Consider the following 16,714-nt stretch of genomic DNA (forward strand, 5'->3'; position numbering starts at 1 on the left):
CGCAGGCAGGGTCCGGGCCTACCGGGCGCCGGGCCGCCGGACCACGTCGGCCGCCAGCGCCAGGCCCGCGTCCAGGAACTCGACGGGGTCGCCGTCCGGGAACCGCAGCCAGGCAGCCAGCAGACCGGCGGCGAACGCGTCACCCGCTCCGGTGGTGTCGACGACGTCCGTGGCATGCGCCGGCCGGTGCACGAGCACGTCCCCCGACGCCCACAGCGCCCCGTCGGCGCCCAGGCTCAGCGCGACGATGCGGTGCCGGCCGGCCAGGGACCGTGCCGCGTCGGAGGGGTCCGCGCACCCGGTGAGCAGCCGTGCCTCGTCCGCGTTCGGCAGCAGCAGGGTCGCCCGAGCGGTGTCGGCCAGCCAGCGGTCGACCCCGTACCGGGCCAGCGGGCCGGTCGAGGCTGGGTCGAGCGAGACGGTGCACCCGGCGTGGACCGCTGCCTCCAGAGCCGCCAGGCCGGCGGCCCGCGGCCCCGGGTCCAGCAGCGTGTAGCCGGAGAGGTGCAGGTGCTGACCGCGCAAAAGCTGCGGGACGTCGTCGGGCCTCAGCTGCAGGTTCGCGCCGCGGTCGGCCAGCATGCTCCGCTGCCCGCCGGGCTCGACCAGGCTCACGATGGTGCCGGTCGCCGCGCCGGACACGGTCCGCAGCAGCAGGTGCACGCCCGACCCGGCCAGCTCGGCCGCCAGCCCGGTGCCGGCAGCGTCGTCGCCGATGCAGCCCGCGAGGGCGGCAGCAGTGCCCAGGTGCGCGAGGTGCGCGGCCACGTTGGCGCCGGCGCCACCACCGCGGGTGCGGATGGCGGCCGGCCGGTCGGAGCCGGGGGCCGGCTCTCCGGACAGCACGACGACGACGTCCGTCGCGACGTCCCCGACGACGACGACGCGAGGGCGATCGCTCAGCGGGCCACCTCCGCCAATGCCGCCGCGATCTGCCCGGCGAGCTCGGCGTTGCGCAGCACCAGCCGCACGTTCACCGCGAGCGTGGCCCCCTCGCTGGCGCGGTGGAGGTGGTCGAGGACGAACGGGGTCACGTCCTTGCCCCGCACGCCGGCGTCGTCGGCAGCGGCGAGCGCTCCGGCGATCACGCGGTCGTGCAGGGCGGGGTCGAGCTGCTCGTCCAGGGGGAGCGGGTTGGCGACCACGACGGCGCCCGGCGCGAGTTCCCGGCGGGCGGCGAACACCCGGGCGGCCTCGGTGGCATCGGCGACCGACCAGTCCAGCGTCGAGCCCGAGTCGGCGACGTAGAACCCGGGGAAGGTCGTCGTCCGGTAGCCGACGACGGTCACCGACAGCGACTCGAGCCGCTCCAGGGTGGCCGGTACGTCCAGGATCGACTTCACCCCGGCGCAGACGACGACCAGGGAGGTGCGCGACAGCGCCGTGAGGTCGGCGGACTCGTCGAAGGTGTCGACGGACTCGCGGTGCACCCCGCCGAGGCCTCCGGTGGCGAAGACGCCGACACCCGCCGCCGCCGCCAGCAGCGCCGTGCTCGAGACGGTGGTGGCGCCGCTGAGTCCCAGGGCGGCGGCCACGGGCAGGTCCCGGACGCCGAGCTTGGCCAGATCGGGATCGGCGCAGACGCGGTCGACCTCGTCGGCGGTCAGCCCCACGTGCGGGACGCCGTCCAGCACGGCGATCGTCGCGGGCACCGCGCCGCCGGCGCGGACGGCCGCCTCCACGTCGTCGGCGGCCGCGCGGTTCTCCGGGCGGGGCAGCCCGTGGGCGAGCAGCGTGCTCTCCAGGGCGACGACGGGCCGGCCGGTGCTCAGCGCGTCGGCGACCTCGGGGGAGAGGACGGTGCCGGCAGGAAGATCGGGAGTGGAGGACCGGGTGGGATGCACCCTGTCATCATGGAGGGCCGGTGCGGTCGCATCGCCACCCCGGGTGGCCGTTCCCAGACCCGCAGACCAGCAGGGAGCCTCCATGAGCAGCAGCGACATCCTCGAGCGCCCGGACGTCCGGGACGCCGACACCGGCAACGCCAACGAGGTCTTCCACTACGTGAAGAAGAACAAGATCGCCGAGAGCGCCGTCATGGGCACCATGGTCGAGGCCCTGTGCGGCGAGGTCTTCCCGGTCACCAAGAGCCCGAAGCCGGGCAGCCCGGTATGCCCGGCCTGCAAGGAGATCTACGAGCAGCTCAAGAAGTAGCGAGGGGTCCCAGAGGAGTCCCGACCGCCAGGTCGTGCCGAGTGGGGCCCGGAGGGTCCCGCGCAGGCGCGACGCAACGGCTCAGCGCGGCGGGGGAGGGCAATTGGCCGCGGTGCGGTCCGGAGGACCGCAGTGTCATGGCCGCGGTGCGGTCCGGAGGACCGCAGTGTCATAGCGGTCCGGAGGACCGCGATGTCACAGCAGGCCGAGCCGTCTGGCCTCCTGCTCCAGCTTCGCTGCGCGCCGTTCCCGCCGGCGCCGGTCGTGCCGACGCAGCGGCGCCGGCCAGCGGGCCTGGATCGTGGCGTTCAGCTCGGCGCCCAGCAGCACGGCCATCCCGAAGAAGAAGCAGAACAGCAGGGCACCGATGGGAGCGGCCAGGGCGCCGTAGGGCAGCGCGGTGATCAGGACGTCGGCCACGTAGCTCCGCAGGAGCAGCGCCGCGACCAGGAAGAAGCCGACGGCGAGCAGCGTGCCCGGCAGGTGCCGGCGCCACGGCAGCCGGTTGGGCAGCACCACGTGGTAGAAGCTCGTGAGCGCCAGGAGCAGCCCGACGAGCACGACCGGCCAGTACACGGCGTTGACCAGCACCATGCCGGTCGACTGCCAGTCGGCCGGCATCAGCCCGACGAGGACCTCGCGGCCGAGCACCAGCAGCGGCAGGGTCAGCACGGCCATGAACATGCCGACGACGAACAGCCAGAGGGCCTTCAGGCGGGTGCGGATCGGGCCGCGCACGTCGCGCTGGTCGTAGGCGATGACGATGGTGTTCATGAACGTCGCCGTCGCCGACGAGCCCGCCCAGAGGGACAGCAGGAAGCCCAGGCTCACCACCTCGAGCCGGCCCGAGCCGAGGATGTCCGACAGCGTGGGGGCCACGAGGTCGTCGACGACGTCGGATGTCAACACCTGCGCCGATGCGGTCAGCAGCTGGTCCTCGATGCGGCGGACGGCGTCGCCTCCGATCAGCGAGCTCAGGTAGCCCAGCGACCCCAGCAGCCCGATCAGCAGCGGCGGCACGGACAGGATCTGCCAGAACGCCGCCTCCGCGGAGAGCCCGAGGATGCGGTCCTGCCACGCCTTGGCCAGCGTGCGGCCGAGCACCTGCAGGGGCACGCGCAGCGGCGCCGGCCACCGGTCCAGCCGGCCGGGCGAGGTGACCTCGTCGTCCGGCGGCACGAACCGGGTCGAGCCCGCCGGGGACCGGTCCTCCGTGTCGGCCGGGGCCGGGGAGGGATGAACGGTCTCCGTCGCTGCGCCGTCGACCGCCCCGGGCTCCCCGGTGCGCGGAGGAGACCCACTGGGCAGGACGGTGCTCACCCGCCCAGTGTGCACGCCCGGTACCGCGGTGGCCGCCCTCCCGGGCCGCTGGGCCAGGGCATTCGCCCCCTCGGGCGACCGGTCAGCCGGCCGGGGTCGGCTCCGCGGGCGGCGCGGCCGGAGGGATGCACACGATCACCGGCTCGGCGGCGTAGCGCGTCTGGAAGTCCTCCCGCTTCAGCTCGGCGCCCGAGGCCAGGTCGCGGAAGACCCGCGTGACGGTGATGTCGAAGCCGGTCGACCCGTTCTGCGGGGTGCAGTTGCCGTCGTCCGGCTTCTCCTGCACCACCGGGGCCCGCTGGTTGTAGCGGTTGCTGCTGATCGACTGGATCTCGTACCGCTTGGTCCCGTAGAAGGTCACCGTGATCGTGCCGGGGGTCCAGGCGGTGTCGATGTAGACGCCGGTGTCGCTGTCGTTGCGCCACTCGAGGTCGATCGAGTCGTAGTAGACCGTCGCCTCGCGGCCGGCGGGGTAGCGGCTGATGTAGTAGCTGTGCGGCTTGTGGAAGACGTCTTCGAGCCCGGCGAAGAACACCGCGTTGAACATCGTGGTGGCGAACTGGCTGATGCCGCCGCCGACCGCGGTGGTGAACTCCCCGTTGTTGATGACGCCGGCCTCGACGTAACCCTGTGCGACCCCGCGCGGGCCGGTGAAGCCGTTGAGGCTGAACGTCTCGCCCGGCAGGACGAGGGCGCCGTCCACCTCCTGGGCGACCACGCGGATGTTGGTGCCGCTGGCCGGGTTGCCGATGTTGGTGGTGAAGCTGCCGATCTCCTCCCGGATGCCGAGCCCCTGCGCCTCCTCCGTGGTGAAGTCGGCCGGCACCGGGCCCAGCTGGGCGGTGACCGTGCGCGGCGCCGACTCGCCCAGCACCGGGAGGAGCTGCTCGGCCAGCGTCGCCGGGGCGACGCCGGTGCCGTCCACGGAGGGCACGACGGTGACCGCGCCGCCGGACACCTCGAAGCGGGCGTCCTCGGCACCGCTGCCGAACACGGCCAGCTCGTCGCCCAGCGCCGTCTGCAGGGCTGCCGGGTCGATGCCGACCGCGAGGACGCCGTCCTCCTGGGGCGTGAACGTGAGCGAGGCCGCGATGGCCTCCACCGGCACCTCGGCGGTGTCCTGGCTGTTCTCCACGACGACCAACACGGGTGCCGAGAGGGCGGGCTCGACGGTCTCCTCCAGCACCCGCTGAGCCTCCGCCGCATCGACGTCGACGGGCGTCACGTCGACGGGCAGGTCGATCGGCGTGCTGGGGTCCGCGCCGGACTGCAGTGCGTCGATGACCGCCTCCGCGGCCCCCTCCCGGTCGAGGGTGCGGCCGTCGGCCGGCTCGGTGACCGAGGGGGTGGTGCCCTCGATGACGATCGAGGCGTCGACCGGTGCGCGGTCCACCTGCTCGGCCAGCGCGTCGATCTGCGCGGCGAGGGCGGTCTCCTCGCCGGTGAAGGTCGGTTCGATCTCGCGATCGCTGAAGAGTGATGTCAGGCGGGTCCAGGGGTTGAGCGGCTGGTCGTCGGCGGAGTCGATGGTCGCCTCGACGTCCAGCGTGATCCCGGCCGTCAGTGGCGAGAAGGGGGCCGTCACGTCGTCGGCGCGCACCACGTGCTCGGCATCGACCCGGGGGGCCAGGTCCTCCTCGAGGGCAGCGCCGGCGGCGGCGGGGGATAGACCGCCGATGTCGACGCCGGCCACGACGGTCGAGCGCGGGATGTCGCCCGAGGACAGCAGCAGGTCACCGCCGTAGAGCGCGGCCAGGACGGCGACCGCGCCGGCCGGCACCAGGACGGCACGGCGGCGCCACCGCGGGCCGCCGCCGCTGCCGGCGGTGGGCTCGGCGCCCGGAGGGGGCAGGTCCGGGGTGTCCGCCACGGGTGCCGTGTCCTGCACAGGCGACGACGCGGCAGCGGGCTCGGGTGCGCCGGTGACCGGCACCGTGTCCATGCCTCCGCCGGGCTGCTGGGGGCCGGACATGTCGAGCGCCTGGGTACTGCGGTCCTCGTCCTGGTCCGCATCGGGCTGGGCGGCCTCGACGGCCGGTGCGGCACCGGTGATGGGGCCGGCCTGGTCGGGCGCGCCGAGCAGCCAGTCGCGGGTGACCGGGCGGGTGTCGTCGTGGCCGTCGGCCGGTGCCGGCCGGGTGCCGTCGGGCGAGGGGCGCCCGTCGGCGTCCTCCGGGCGCATCCGCACCGTCTCGTCGTGCGCGGGCGGGTGCTGGGGCATGGGGTGTTCCTCCGGTGTCGGTCGACCGGTGGTCCCCGAGAACGACGGAGCCGCCGGCCCTCCGTCCGCACGAGGCGGTGTGGAGGACGCGGCGGCGTCGTCGGGTGAGGCGGTCATCGCGGGCGCGACGATATCGCCTTCCTCACGCAGTTACGTGCTGCTCGCCGTCTGTGTCGATGATGTCGACAGCGATGTCACGCAGCTTGCTCTCGTACTCGCGAGCGTGGTGCCCGCAGAAGACGAGATCGCTGCCGCTCGCGAGAACGACGCGCACCTTGGCCAGGGCTCCACAGCGGTCGCAGTGGAACGGGACGACGAGGTCATCGGTGGGCGGGGTCGACGTCAGCGTCTGGGTCATCTGGCTCATCACTCGCTCTCTACCGCACGGACCCGCGGCTGCGGATCGGCCTCCTGCACAGCGCCAGGATGGCCCCTCGTGTTCCCGTTCCGATGGCCGGTGACCACGGACTCGCCGAAAGAGATGAGTCCGTAACACGCCGGGCCTTGATGGAGCGGGTTCAGCAGGGGACGTCACTGGATGGACGGTCGTGCACGTTGCCTGGGTCGATCTGCCGGACCGGCTGGGTGCCGGGCCGACCGTGGGTCCGCTGCTGTTCTGACGCTTCCCACGCTACGCCGTCTACCCGACAAGTGTCGGCGTACACCGTCGGTCACCCGTTCGACGCCCACACTTCGCTCCTCCGGGGCAGCCGGGCCCATCGGGACCCGGCCCGCGAAGCGTCCGAAAGGGCCATTCCGGCTCTGCCCAGCGGATTCATGCCGACGGCACCGGCGATGATCACGATTTCGTTGCAGCCGCCCGAGCCGGGACGACGTATGGCAGGTTCTGCTCCTGCATGCCCACCGAGGATGAGGTAGATGGACCGAAAGATGTGGCACCGCGCGCTCGTGGCGGCTCTGGTGATCGTGACCGTCACCGGCGGTGCGACCGCCGCGGCCGCGGACGAGGCGCACCGGCTGACCGGTGCGGATCCGGCGCACGAATCCGTGGGAGGGGGAGTGGCGCCGGCCTCCACGGTCGTAGCTCTGCCCGATCTCGCGATCGCGCACCGGCTGCCGTCGGGTGGGATGAACCTGTGGCGGATGCCGCTCTCCGAGCTGGAGGACGGCTTCGGGCAGCCCCAGTTGGTGAAGACTCTGGACTTCGGCGGGTTCTCCTACGACAACTCCCGCACGATCGCGGGTGACTTCGGGGACATCACCGCCTCCGACGACGGCACCGCCGACCACCTGATCTGGCACCGCCAGCCCAACGGTGGGGTGCTGCTCTGGGCGGTCGGAGGCGGGGCCGACACCACGCCGCGCCTCTGGCACGACCTGCGGACCGGGGGGTGGTCCTATGCGGCCTCGACTCCCATGGTGGGCGACGTCAACGGCGACGGCTGGGACGACCTCGTGGTCACGCACAGCACGGGCAACCGCGGAGACACCAACATCTGGGTCTTCCCGAGCGATGGGACCAGGTTGACGGCGCCCCAGCACTGGGCGACCAAGCGCAGCGGTGACTCCGTGCTGCCCCCGCGGTTCCTCCTCGGCGACCTCAGCCGCGACGGGGAGGGCCGGGACGACGTCATCGAGGTGCAGGGCGACGTCTACCGCTTCGTCGGAGGGACGCTCCAGAGTGTCCTGCAGTACGGGGCCTGGACGAGCGGCTCCCTGCAGTCCTACTACACCGACGCGGTCTTCTACGGCCCGAAGTCGGCCGGGTGGTCGTTCGGGTCGTCACGGCAGCTGACCGGCGACGTGACGGGCGACGGCCTGATCGACGTGGTCACCGTCCACGCGCAGCCGAAGGGCGGGATCCTCGTGTGGATGCACCGGGGATGCTCCTACGACACCGGCACCCAGTACTGCATGGAAGCGCCTGTCGTCTGGCAGGACCTGCGTACCGGCGGGTGGTCGTTCGCCGGGTCGCGTCAGCACCTGGCCGACACCGACGGTGACGGGCGGCAGGACCTCGTCAGCCTCCACAGCCAGGGCGGGCATCCTGGGATCCTCGTCTGGCGGCACCGCAGCACTGGAACGGGCCTCGAGACACCCGAGGTGATGGCGGACCTGAAGACGGGTGGCTGGAGCTACGCGAGCAGCCGGGAGGCCGTCGCCGACCTCTACGGCACCTTCGTCGGATAGCCATCGATCAGCGCACGCGCCCGCCCGGCGGGGTCCCGCTCGTTCCTGTCTCTTCGGCACGAATCGCGACCGTCCCGGCACTCCGGTCCCACCGTTCCCACCGCTGTCGGCCCTGGGCGGGTCGTGGGCCCTACCCTCCAGCGACCCAGGACGAGAAGGAAGGGCTCACGGATGTGGCCAAGAGGACTGGTGGCCGCCGTGGCGGTGGCGACGGTCGCCAGCTGGTCGCCGGCGGCGGCCTCGGACAGCGCTGACCGGCTGACGGGTGAGGACCCCGCGCATGCCGCCGCGCAGGCCGGGGACACGTCGGCGTCGGCGATCGTGCCGTTGCCGGATCTGGGCATCGCCCACCGGCTGCCGTCGGGTGGGATGAACCTGTGGCGGATCCCGCTGTCGGAGTTGGAGACCGGCTACGGCCGGCCCCAGCTGGTCAAGACGCTGAACTTCGGGGGTTTCTCCTACGACCGGTCGGTCACTCTCGCCGGCGACTTCGGCGACATCACGCCGTCCGACGACGGCACCACCGACTTCGTGGTCTGGCACGCGCAGCCCAACGGCGGCGTCCTGCTCTGGGCGGTCGGCGGTGGCTCGGACACCACACCGCGGCTCTTGATGGACCTGCGGACCGGGGGCTGGTCCTGGGCAGACTCCCGGCCCATGGTCGGCGACGTCAACGGGGACGGCTGGGATGACCTGGTCGTGCGCCACAGGTACGGAACGACGCACTCGAACGTCTGGGTCATCCACAGCGATGGATCCACGTTCGGGCCGCCGGAACTCTGGTACCGGGAACTGCTCACCCACGGTTTCGACGGCACCCGCCACCTGATGGCGGACATCGGCATGAGCCCACTTGGTACCAGCTGGTCGATCAGTGCCGACGGCTGGGCTGACTGGTGGGCCATCCGGCCGTATCCGGACGGGATCATGGTCGACGGCATGCGTAGCGGTGCTCACGGCTGGTTCGGCATCTCGAATCCGACTGCAGAGGGCAGGACGACGGCCTCAGAGGCCCAGCTCCGTTCGGCCACCGGGGACGGGTGGTCCTACACCGCCTCGCGGCAACTGGTCGGTGACGTGACGGGAGACGGGCTGAACGACCTGGTCAGCGTGCATCGGCAGGGGAACGGTGGCCTCCTCCTCTGGGTCCACCTGGGCGAGACATCCGCGAGCCCGTGGCAGGACCTCCGCACGGGGGGCTGGTCCTACGCCGGATCACGCCAGCACCTGGCGGACACCAACGGCGACGGGATGGCGGACCTGATCAGCGTCCACAGCCAGACCGGCAATCCCGGCATGCTGATCTGGCGTTCGTTGGGCTCGGCTACCGGATTCGAGGCGCCCGAGGTGATCGCGGACCTGAAGACCGGGGGCTGGAGCTACTCGGCCAGCCGGGAGAGCGTCGCGGATCTCTACGGCGAGATGTGACCCGGTTACGTACACGCAGAGGCCCCCGACCGGCGAACCGGTCGGGGGCCTCCTTCGTAGGTGGAGCTCAGTCCAGGTAGTCGCGCAGGACCTGGGAACGGCTCGGGTGGCGCAGCTTGGACATCGTCTTGGACTCGATCTGGCGGATCCGCTCGCGGGTGACCCCGTAGACCTGCCCGATCTCGTCCAGCGTCCGCGGCTGACCGTCCGTGAGCCCGAAGCGCAGGCGGACGACGCCGGCCTCCCGCTCCGACAGCGTCTGCAGCACGCTGGTCAGCTGGTCCTGCATGAGGGTGAAGCTGACCGCGTCGACGGCCACGACTGCCTCGGAGTCCTCGATAAAGTCACCGAGCTGGCTGTCGCCCTCGTCGCCGATGGTCTGGTCGAGGCTGATCGGCTCCCGGGCGTACTGCTGGATCTCCAGCACCTTGTCCGGGGTGATGTCCATCTCCTTGGCCAGCTCCTCCGGCGTGGGCTCGCGACCCAGGTCCTGGAGCAGCTCGCGCTGGATGCGGCCGAGCTTGTTGATGACCTCGACCATGTGCACCGGGATGCGGATGGTGCGGGCCTGGTCGGCCATGGCGCGGGTGATCGCCTGCCGGATCCACCAGGTGGCGTAGGTCGAGAACTTGTAGCCCTTGGTGTAGTCGAACTTCTCGACGGCGCGGATCAGACCGAGGTTGCCCTCCTGGATCAGATCCAGGAACGCCATGCCGCGGCCGGTGTAGCGCTTGGCGAGGGAGACGACGAGGCGCAGGTTGGCCTCGAGCAGGTGGTTCTTGGCGCGCTCGCCGTCGCGGACGATCCAGTTGAGGTCCCGGCGCATCTGCGGCGAGATCTTCTGGCCCTCCTCCTCGACCTGGCGCAGTCGCTCGGAGCCGTAGAGGCCGGCCTCGATCCGCTTGGCGAGGTCGACCTCCTCCTCGGCGTTGAGCAGCGCGACCTTGCCGATCTGCTTGAGGTAGGCCCGGACGGAGTCGGCCGAGGCGGTGAGCTCGGCGTCCTTGCGGGCCTGGCGGAGAGCCTCGGACTCCTCCTCGTCGTCCCACTCGAAGTCGGTGCCGCCCTCGGCGGCCTCCTCCTCGACGGCGGCGACCTCGACGCCGTCCTTGCCGGTGACGACCGTCTCGTCGAGCTTGAGACCCTCGGTGCCGGTGTCGACCACGGCGACGGCGGACGCGTCGGTGGCCACAGCGGTCAGCACGGCGCCCTCGCCGCCTCCGGGGGAGGGGACCACCGTGGGCTTGGTCTTCGCGGCGGTCTTCGCGGCCGTCTTGGCCGGAGCCTTCTTCCGCGCGGCCGACTTCGCAGCCGGCTCGGCGGCGGCCGTCACCGTCTTCACCGTCTTGGCTGCCGCGGCGCTGGTGCGGGGAGCCCGGGTACCGGCGGTGGCCGACCTGGAGCCCTCGGGGGTGCTCGCGGCGGCTTCCGGTGCTGGCTGATCGGCGGGCACTCAGGTTCCTTCCCGTGCTGGGTGCGTTCCCCGGGGAACCTTCTGGTCCCCGGGCAGCGGCTCCGGTCCTCGCACCTGCTCAGCGGCAGAGGTCCCGGCAGACCGGCGCGGCGTTTGGCCGCTGGACGGGCAGGGGATCCCTCCCGGCTGGAGGGCGACGGGGTGGGGCTCTCTCATTGTAACGACGTGTCCGGCGATCTCCACCGTCTCGGACGCCGCGGCCTCGCCCCGACGAGGCGTTTCGCGTGTCACGGGGCGGTTCTCACTCTTCGTGGTGCCATCGGTCGTGGAGCCCGATACCTGGAGCACCCGGTCCCTCGGACCCCACCCGCACCACCCGTTCGGGCGGCTCAGCGGTCGGTGCGCTCGTGCGCGGCCAGGGCCGCCCCCACGATGCCGGCGTCGTTCTGCAGCTCGGCCGGGACGACCGGCGTCCGGGTGGAGAGCAGCGGCACCCACTTGTGGGCCTTCTTGCTCACGCCGCCGCCGACGATGATGAGGTCGGGCCAGAGCCCCGCCTCGAGGACGTCGAGGTAGCGGTCGACCCGCCGCGCCCACTCGGGATAGCTCAGTTCCTCGCGTTCCCGTGCCGCGGCGGAGGCCCGGCGTTCGCCGTCCTCCCCGTCCACCTGGATGTGGCCGAACTCCGTGTTGGGCACGAGGCGGCCGTCGACGAACAGCGCGCTGCCGATGCCGGTGCCGAAGGTGAGCATCAGGACGACGCCCCTGCGGTCCCGGCCGGCGCCGTAGCGCATCTCGGCGATGCCGGCGGCGTCGGCGTCGTTGAGCGTCTCCACGGTGCCGGGGATCCGGGCGTCGAGCCCGGCGTCGAGGTCGGTGCCGATCCAGCTCTTGTCGACGTTGGCCGCGGTGTGGGCCACCCCGCGCTTCATGACGCCGGGGAAGGTGACGCCGATCCGCCCGGCCCAGCCGAAGTGGTCCACGATCCGGCCCACCACGTCGTACACGGGGTCGGGCAGGGACGGCTGGGGCGTCTCGATCCGCAGCCGCTCACCGATCAGCTGGCCCTTCTCGAGGTCGACCAGGCATCCCTTGATGCCGCTGCCGCCGATGTCCACTCCGAAGCCCTGCACGCCGACAGGGTAGTGAGCGGCGTCTCGCCCGTCCCTAGTCTGCGGCAGGATCACCCGCGTGAGCGCACCCGCCCCGGACCCCGGTCAGCTGCTGGCCCTCGCCGTCGACGTCGCCCGCGAGGCCGCTCTGCTGGTCGCCCGCGGCCGGGCATCGGCGGCCGACCACGTCGACGTCAAATCCAGCCCGGTCGACGTCGTGACCGCGGTGGACCGCGCCAGCGAGGAGTTGATCACCGCCCGGCTGCTCGGCGCGCGGCCGGACGACGGCCTGCTTGGGGAGGAGGGCGCCGAGCGCGCCGGATCGAGCGGGGTCCGCTGGGTGGTCGACCCGATCGACGGCACGGTCAACTTCCTCTACGGCCTGCCGGCCTACGCGGTGTCCATCGCGGCAGAGGTGGACGAGGAGGTCCGGGCCGGTGTGGTGCTCAACGTGGCGACCGGTGAAATCTTCACGGCGACGGCCGGCGGCGGCGCCCATCTGTCGTCCCCGGGCCTGCCGGAGCCCGTGCGGCTCACCGGCAGCCGCCCGGTCTCGTTGGAGCAGACCCTGGTGGCCACCGGCTTCGGCTACCGGGTGGAGCAGCGACGGGCGCAGGGCGCGGTGGTCGCCCGGCTCCTGCCCCAGGTGCGCGACATCCGCCGGAACGGCAGCTCGGCGCTGGACCTGTGCACCGTGGCCGCCGGTCGCCTCGACGCCTACTACGAGCTGGACCTGAAGCCCTGGGACCATGCGGCCGGCGCCCTGGTCGCAGCCGAGGCCGGCGTGGTCGTCAGCGGGCTCGCCGGCCGCCCCTTCGCCGAGCCGATGGCCGTGGCCGCGGCGCCGTCGATCGCCGGCCCGTTCCTGGACCTGCTGGAGGAGTTGCACGCCGGCTGAGCGGCGCGCAGTGGGTCAGCACTCGGCCGCTGCTCCGGTGACGGGGGCGAGTGCCGCGGCGACCTCCTCGGCGGAGGCGAGCGTCGCGAACTCCGGCCCGACGACGACGTCGACGCGGGCGTCCGCCCGGACGTCCTGGTGGTCACCGGCCTCCGGGAGGAACAGCCGCACGTACCTGGCGGCATCGGAGCCGCGGGCCCCGTAGCGGAGCTCCCCGACGCCGGTGACCTCGCGCTCGGTGGGGTCGTTGGCGACCTCGGCGATGATGAAACCGCGCTCGCCCAGGGCGGTGGCCACCGTCTGCGCCAGGCCGGCGGTGTCGGTGGCGTTGAAGACCCGCAGGGTGATGTCGGCGGGCTCCAGCTCCGTCGGCGGGGCCGCCTCGGCCACCGACTCGCAGGCGGCGGCCTCTTCGGCTGCCTCCTGCTTCTCCGTGCGCAGCACGTTCCACCACACGCCGAGGGCGGCGACAGCGAGCACCAGCAGGAAGATCAACGGCGGCAGCGGACGGCGGCCGCTGCGGGGCCGCACCGGCGGGCGTTCGGTCCGCAGCGTCACGGTCACTCCTCGGCAGGACCCGGTGGCCGGCTCCGGTCGCTGGTCCCCGCGGCGGGGCCCGGGCCGGGCGGCGCCCCGGGAGGGGGTCGTCGAAGGGAGCTTAGGGCCGGACCCCGACCCTAGATCGCACCGTCCTCGAGTGCGGCGCGTCCCAGCTCCACGCAGGGGTCGATGCGCTCGGCGTACCCGCTGGTGTCCTTGCCCGCCATCGCCCCGGCTGCCGACCGGGCGACGATGCCGGCGATGATCGCGGCGAACTTGAAGAAGGCGAACCCGACGTACCAGTTGAGGTCGGATAGATCGGCGCCCGTGCGCCGGGCGTAGCGCTCGGCGACCTCGGCGCGGGTGGGGAAGCCGGGCAGCGTGGTGACGGGGCTCATCGTCGAGGCGCGTTCCTCACCGGCCTGCGGCCAGTAGACGAACATCATGCCGATGTCGGTCAGCGGGTCGCCCAGCGTCGACATCTCCCAGTCGAGGACCGCCTTGATCCGGCCCGGCTCGTCCGGGTCGAGCAGGCAGTTGTCCAGCCGGTAGTCGCCGTGCACGATGCTCGACCGCTGCGTCGCGGGCACCGTCTCGGCGAGGCGGGCAGCCAGGGCGTCCAGGTTCGGGCGGTCCCGGTCACGGGTGGCGTCCCACTGCTTGGTCCACCGGCGGACCTGGCGCGCCGCGAAGCCCTCCGGCCGGCCGAACTCGGCCAGCCCCACTGCCTCGTGGTCGACCGAGTGCAGGTCGGCCAGCACGTCGATGAGCCGCTCGCCCACCGCGCGGCGCTGGGCCGGCTCGTCGGCGTAGCCGGCCGGGAACTCCCGGACGACGTGGATCCCGACGACCCGCTCCATCACGTAGAACGGCGCGCCGAGCACCGACTCGTCCGTGCACAGGTGGAGGGTGCGGGGAACCGGGACGTCGGTCGGGCCCAGCGCGGAGATCACCCGGTGCTCGCGGGCCATGTCGTGCGCGGTGGCCAGGACGGCGCCGGTCGGCGGCCGGCGCAGGATCACCGCAGCGTCCTCGTCACGGTCGTCGCTGCCGCCCTTCGGCGTGACGACGTAGGTGAGGTTGGACATGCCGGCGGCGATGAGGTCGATGTCGACCGAGCGCCAGCGCTCGTCGTTCAGGACGGAGGCCAGGTACGGCCCGACGACGACTGGATCAGCACCCACGGGAGTCGACACGGCGGCAGGGTAACCTCTGGCGCTCCGCGACCCGGGGGCCCGCTCGGAACTCGTTTCCGGAGGCGGGCACAAACCGGGGCCGCGCCGCGTTGGGGGGCTGGCCGGACCTTGCCGCTCGCCGTCCCCGGACGGCGGGCAGGGCCCGGCCGGGACGGACAGCCGCTCGCCCCCCGCAGCGCGGGAGCCGGCACCGGACCCGTCCGGGGCACCACCGGCACCGGCAGCTCAGCAACGGCTGCCGGTCCACGATCCTCCGGTCGCCACCGCGGCCGGCCAGGACGACGGCGCACACCCCGCGTCGTCGTCAGTACGAGCGGGCCCGACGCCCGCGAGAACCCCAGGGAGGGGCACCCCATGGCCACCGACTACGACGCCCCGCGCCGCAACGAGGCCGACGAGCTGGGTGAGGACTCGCTCGAGGAGCTCAAGGCACGACGGGCCGAGGCGCAGTCCGCCTCGGTCGACGTCGACGAGACCGACTTCAACGAGAACCTCGAGCTCCCCGGCGCCGACCTCTCCGGCGAGGAGCTCACCGTGCGCGTCCTGCCCAAGCAGGAGGACGAGTTCACCTGCTCCCGGTGCTTCCTCGTGCAGCACCGCACCCGGCTCGCCTCCACCCGGGGCGACCAGCTGCTCTGCCGCGACTGCGCCTGAGAGGAACCCCGTGCTCCCCACCCTGTGCAGACTCGGGGTGGGACCGGGGACGGGCGCAGGTAGCTGCTGACCACGGCAGGTTCCTGACCGAGGAGGTCGACCGGTGACTGACCATTCGGCGCGGACCGGCGCGGCGCGGGACGTCCCGCCGCCGCGCCCGGTGGCGTCCCCGGCCCCGGTCCCGGAGGAGACCGGCCTGGGTCGCGCGGCGCGCGCGGTGGCCGAGGCGGTCGCCGGCCTGGTCGTCGGCGGTGCCGGCGGCCGGTCGGACGCGCCGGACGGCGCGCCGCGGAAGTCCGCTGCCGGTGGTCTGCGCGACGTCGTCGCGGCGGTCGCCGGCGCCGTGGGCGCGGCGTTCGCCCCCGAGCGGGAGGACGGCACCGCCGCGCCACCAGCGCCGGGTGTCGACGCCGCCGGACCTGACCGGTCACCGGGTGCGCTCCTCGGGGACCTGTTGGCGGCGGCCGCACCCCGGCTGCCCATCCGCGACGCCTCCCGGCTGCGCCGGGCGCATCCCGGTGCCTCCGACCGCGAGATCGCCGATGCGCTCGTCGCCCGAGCCGCCCGGGTGACCTCCACCATCGGCGCGGCCACCGGCGGACTGTCGGCCGCGCACTGGTTCGCGCCGCCGTCCCTCCTTGCGCTCCCGCTGGAGCTGGGCGCCGAGACCGTGCTCGTCGCCGGTGTCGAGGTGGTCCTCATCGGTGAGCTGCACGAGCTGTACGGCCGCCGTGCGCCGGGCGACGCCCGGGCACGCGCCGCCGCCTACCTGGCCGGGTGGTCGGCGCAGCGGTCGGTCGACGGCGTCGGGACCGCGGGCCTCGGCTCGCTGCTGAGCGGGGCGGGGATGCGCGCGCTCCAGCGGCGGGTCACCCGCAGGCTGGCCGGGGCCGTGCCGGCCGCGGCGCCGTTCCTGATCGGCGCCGCGATCGCCGGGCGCGGCAACCGCCGCGCTACGGAGAAGCTGGCCGAGCGGGTGCTGGCCGACCTTCGCGCCACCCGGCCGCTGGACCCCGGCTCCTGAGAAGCGGGCCCCCACGCGGACCGGCCGCGGGCGCCGTGCGCCCTCCTGCGCCGGCCGCGGTTAGGGTCGCCGACGTGCCCGATTCGCCCCCTCCGTCGATCGACGTCCCGGTCCGCCTGACGTCACCGCAGGACCGTGGGCCGCGCTACGCCCTCCCCGGCGACGCGGGCGCGGACCTGTCGCTGGCCGAGGACGTCGATCTGGCCCCGTTCGAGCGCGCGCTGGTCGGCACGGGAGTCGCCGTCGCCATCCCCGAGGGCTATGCCGGCTTCGTGCACCCGCGTTCGGGCCTGGCCCACCGGCTCGGTCTCAGCCTGGTCAACGCGCCGGGCACGATCGACGCCGGCTACCGGGGGGAGATCAAGGTCAACCTGGTGAACCTGGACCCGACGACGCCGATCAGGCTGCGGCGGGGTGACCGGATCGCCCAGCTCGTCGTCCAGCCGGTGGTGCAGGCTCGGTTCGTGTCGGTCGACGAGCTTCCCGCGAGCGAGCGGGGCAGCGGCGGACACGGGTCCACCGGGGGTCACGCGGCCTCCGGGCAGACGACACCGGCAGTGGTCGGCGACGGAGCCGTCGCGGCTCAGGAAGGACAGGGCTGA

Annotated in this window: 16 protein-coding genes; 7 read left to right on the forward strand and 9 right to left on the reverse strand. The window is 73.2% G+C overall.

Features of this window, described 5'->3' with window-relative positions:
• Positions 1-18 precede the first annotated feature (18 nt).
• Both FHU33_RS08420 and FHU33_RS08425 read right to left on the reverse strand, forming a co-directional pair.
• Positions 19-921, reverse strand: coding sequence for a carbohydrate kinase family protein (locus tag FHU33_RS08420; RefSeq protein WP_342778678.1), 903 nt, complete (start codon positions 919-921; stop codon positions 19-21).
• Positions 900-1,844: a pseudouridine-5'-phosphate glycosidase gene (locus FHU33_RS08425; protein WP_142024935.1), complete on the reverse strand. Its 945-nt coding sequence runs from the start codon at positions 1,842-1,844 to the stop codon at positions 900-902. The genes FHU33_RS08420 and FHU33_RS08425 overlap by 22 nt, the downstream gene beginning before the upstream one ends.
• Positions 1,845-1,926: 82 nt before the next feature.
• Between FHU33_RS08425 and FHU33_RS08430 the strand changes: the two genes are divergently transcribed.
• A complete protein-coding gene (locus tag FHU33_RS08430) occupies positions 1,927-2,154 on the forward strand; it encodes a DUF3039 domain-containing protein (RefSeq protein ID WP_142024936.1) in 228 nt (75 codons plus the stop codon).
• Between the two features lie 195 nt (positions 2,155-2,349).
• On the opposite strand, the gene FHU33_RS08435 is transcribed toward FHU33_RS08430, so the two are convergent.
• From FHU33_RS08435 to FHU33_RS08445, 3 genes are all read right to left on the reverse strand, one after another.
• Positions 2,350-3,474 (reverse strand): YihY/virulence factor BrkB family protein, encoded by a 1,125-nt coding sequence (locus FHU33_RS08435; protein ID WP_246063410.1) that lies wholly within the window; start codon positions 3,472-3,474, stop codon positions 2,350-2,352.
• Positions 3,475-3,556: 82 nt separating this feature from the next.
• Positions 3,557-5,695, reverse strand: coding sequence for a VanW family protein (locus FHU33_RS08440; RefSeq protein WP_142024937.1), 2,139 nt, complete (start codon positions 5,693-5,695; stop codon positions 3,557-3,559).
• 142 nt (positions 5,696-5,837) lie between these two features.
• The gene (locus FHU33_RS08445) at positions 5,838-6,062 is read right to left on the reverse strand and encodes a DUF7455 domain-containing protein (RefSeq protein WP_142024938.1); all 225 of its coding nucleotides are present in this window, start codon (positions 6,060-6,062) and stop codon (positions 5,838-5,840) included.
• Positions 6,063-6,574: 512 nt separating this feature from the next.
• Between FHU33_RS08445 and FHU33_RS08450 the strand changes: the two genes are divergently transcribed.
• Together FHU33_RS08450 and FHU33_RS08455 are read left to right on the forward strand one after the other, a co-directional pair.
• Positions 6,575-7,846 carry an FG-GAP repeat domain-containing protein gene (locus FHU33_RS08450; protein WP_142024939.1) on the forward strand — a complete coding sequence of 424 codons (1,272 nt, stop codon included), beginning with the start codon at positions 6,575-6,577 and terminating at the stop codon, positions 7,844-7,846.
• Positions 7,847-8,035: 189 nt separating this feature from the next.
• A complete protein-coding gene (locus FHU33_RS08455) occupies positions 8,036-9,274 on the forward strand; it encodes an FG-GAP repeat domain-containing protein (RefSeq protein ID WP_170182362.1) in 1,239 nt (412 codons plus the stop codon).
• A 67-nt stretch (positions 9,275-9,341) separates the two neighbouring features.
• Here FHU33_RS08455 and FHU33_RS08460 read toward each other — a convergent pair whose 3' ends face one another.
• Together FHU33_RS08460 and ppgK are read right to left on the reverse strand one after the other, a co-directional pair.
• Positions 9,342-10,727, reverse strand: a complete 1,386-nt coding sequence (locus tag FHU33_RS08460) for an RNA polymerase sigma factor (protein ID WP_142024941.1) — start codon at positions 10,725-10,727, stop codon at positions 9,342-9,344.
• A 350-nt stretch (positions 10,728-11,077) separates the two neighbouring features.
• Complete coding sequence (ppgK, locus tag FHU33_RS08465; RefSeq protein ID WP_142024942.1) at positions 11,078-11,821, reverse strand: polyphosphate--glucose phosphotransferase; 744 nt, start codon at positions 11,819-11,821, stop codon at positions 11,078-11,080.
• A gap of 58 nt (positions 11,822-11,879) precedes the next feature.
• Here ppgK and FHU33_RS08470 point away from each other — a divergent pair, with 58 nt between their 5' ends.
• Positions 11,880-12,698, forward strand: a complete 819-nt coding sequence (locus FHU33_RS08470; protein WP_246063411.1) for an inositol monophosphatase family protein — start codon at positions 11,880-11,882, stop codon at positions 12,696-12,698.
• A gap of 15 nt (positions 12,699-12,713) precedes the next feature.
• On the opposite strand, the gene FHU33_RS08475 is transcribed toward FHU33_RS08470, so the two are convergent.
• Both FHU33_RS08475 and FHU33_RS08480 read right to left on the reverse strand, forming a co-directional pair.
• Positions 12,714-13,256, reverse strand: a complete 543-nt coding sequence (locus FHU33_RS08475; RefSeq protein ID WP_142024944.1) for a LytR C-terminal domain-containing protein — start codon at positions 13,254-13,256, stop codon at positions 12,714-12,716.
• 119 nt (positions 13,257-13,375) lie between these two features.
• A complete protein-coding gene (locus FHU33_RS08480; RefSeq protein ID WP_142024945.1) occupies positions 13,376-14,434 on the reverse strand; it encodes a phosphotransferase family protein in 1,059 nt (352 codons plus the stop codon).
• Between the two features lie 354 nt (positions 14,435-14,788).
• Here FHU33_RS08480 and FHU33_RS08485 point away from each other — a divergent pair, with 354 nt between their 5' ends.
• From FHU33_RS08485 to dut, 3 genes are all read left to right on the forward strand, one after another.
• Complete coding sequence (locus FHU33_RS08485) at positions 14,789-15,088, forward strand: DUF4193 domain-containing protein (RefSeq protein ID WP_029337132.1); 300 nt, start codon at positions 14,789-14,791, stop codon at positions 15,086-15,088.
• A gap of 103 nt (positions 15,089-15,191) precedes the next feature.
• Positions 15,192-16,112 (forward strand): hypothetical protein, encoded by a 921-nt coding sequence (locus FHU33_RS08490; protein WP_142024946.1) that lies wholly within the window; start codon positions 15,192-15,194, stop codon positions 16,110-16,112.
• Positions 16,113-16,186: 74 nt separating this feature from the next.
• Entirely contained in the window at positions 16,187-16,714 is a 528-nt protein-coding gene (gene dut, locus FHU33_RS08495) for a dUTP diphosphatase (protein ID WP_142024947.1), read from the forward strand.

Source organism: Blastococcus colisei (genome assembly GCF_006717095.1).
Lineage (GTDB): Bacteria > Actinomycetota > Actinomycetes > Mycobacteriales > Geodermatophilaceae > Blastococcus_B > Blastococcus_B colisei.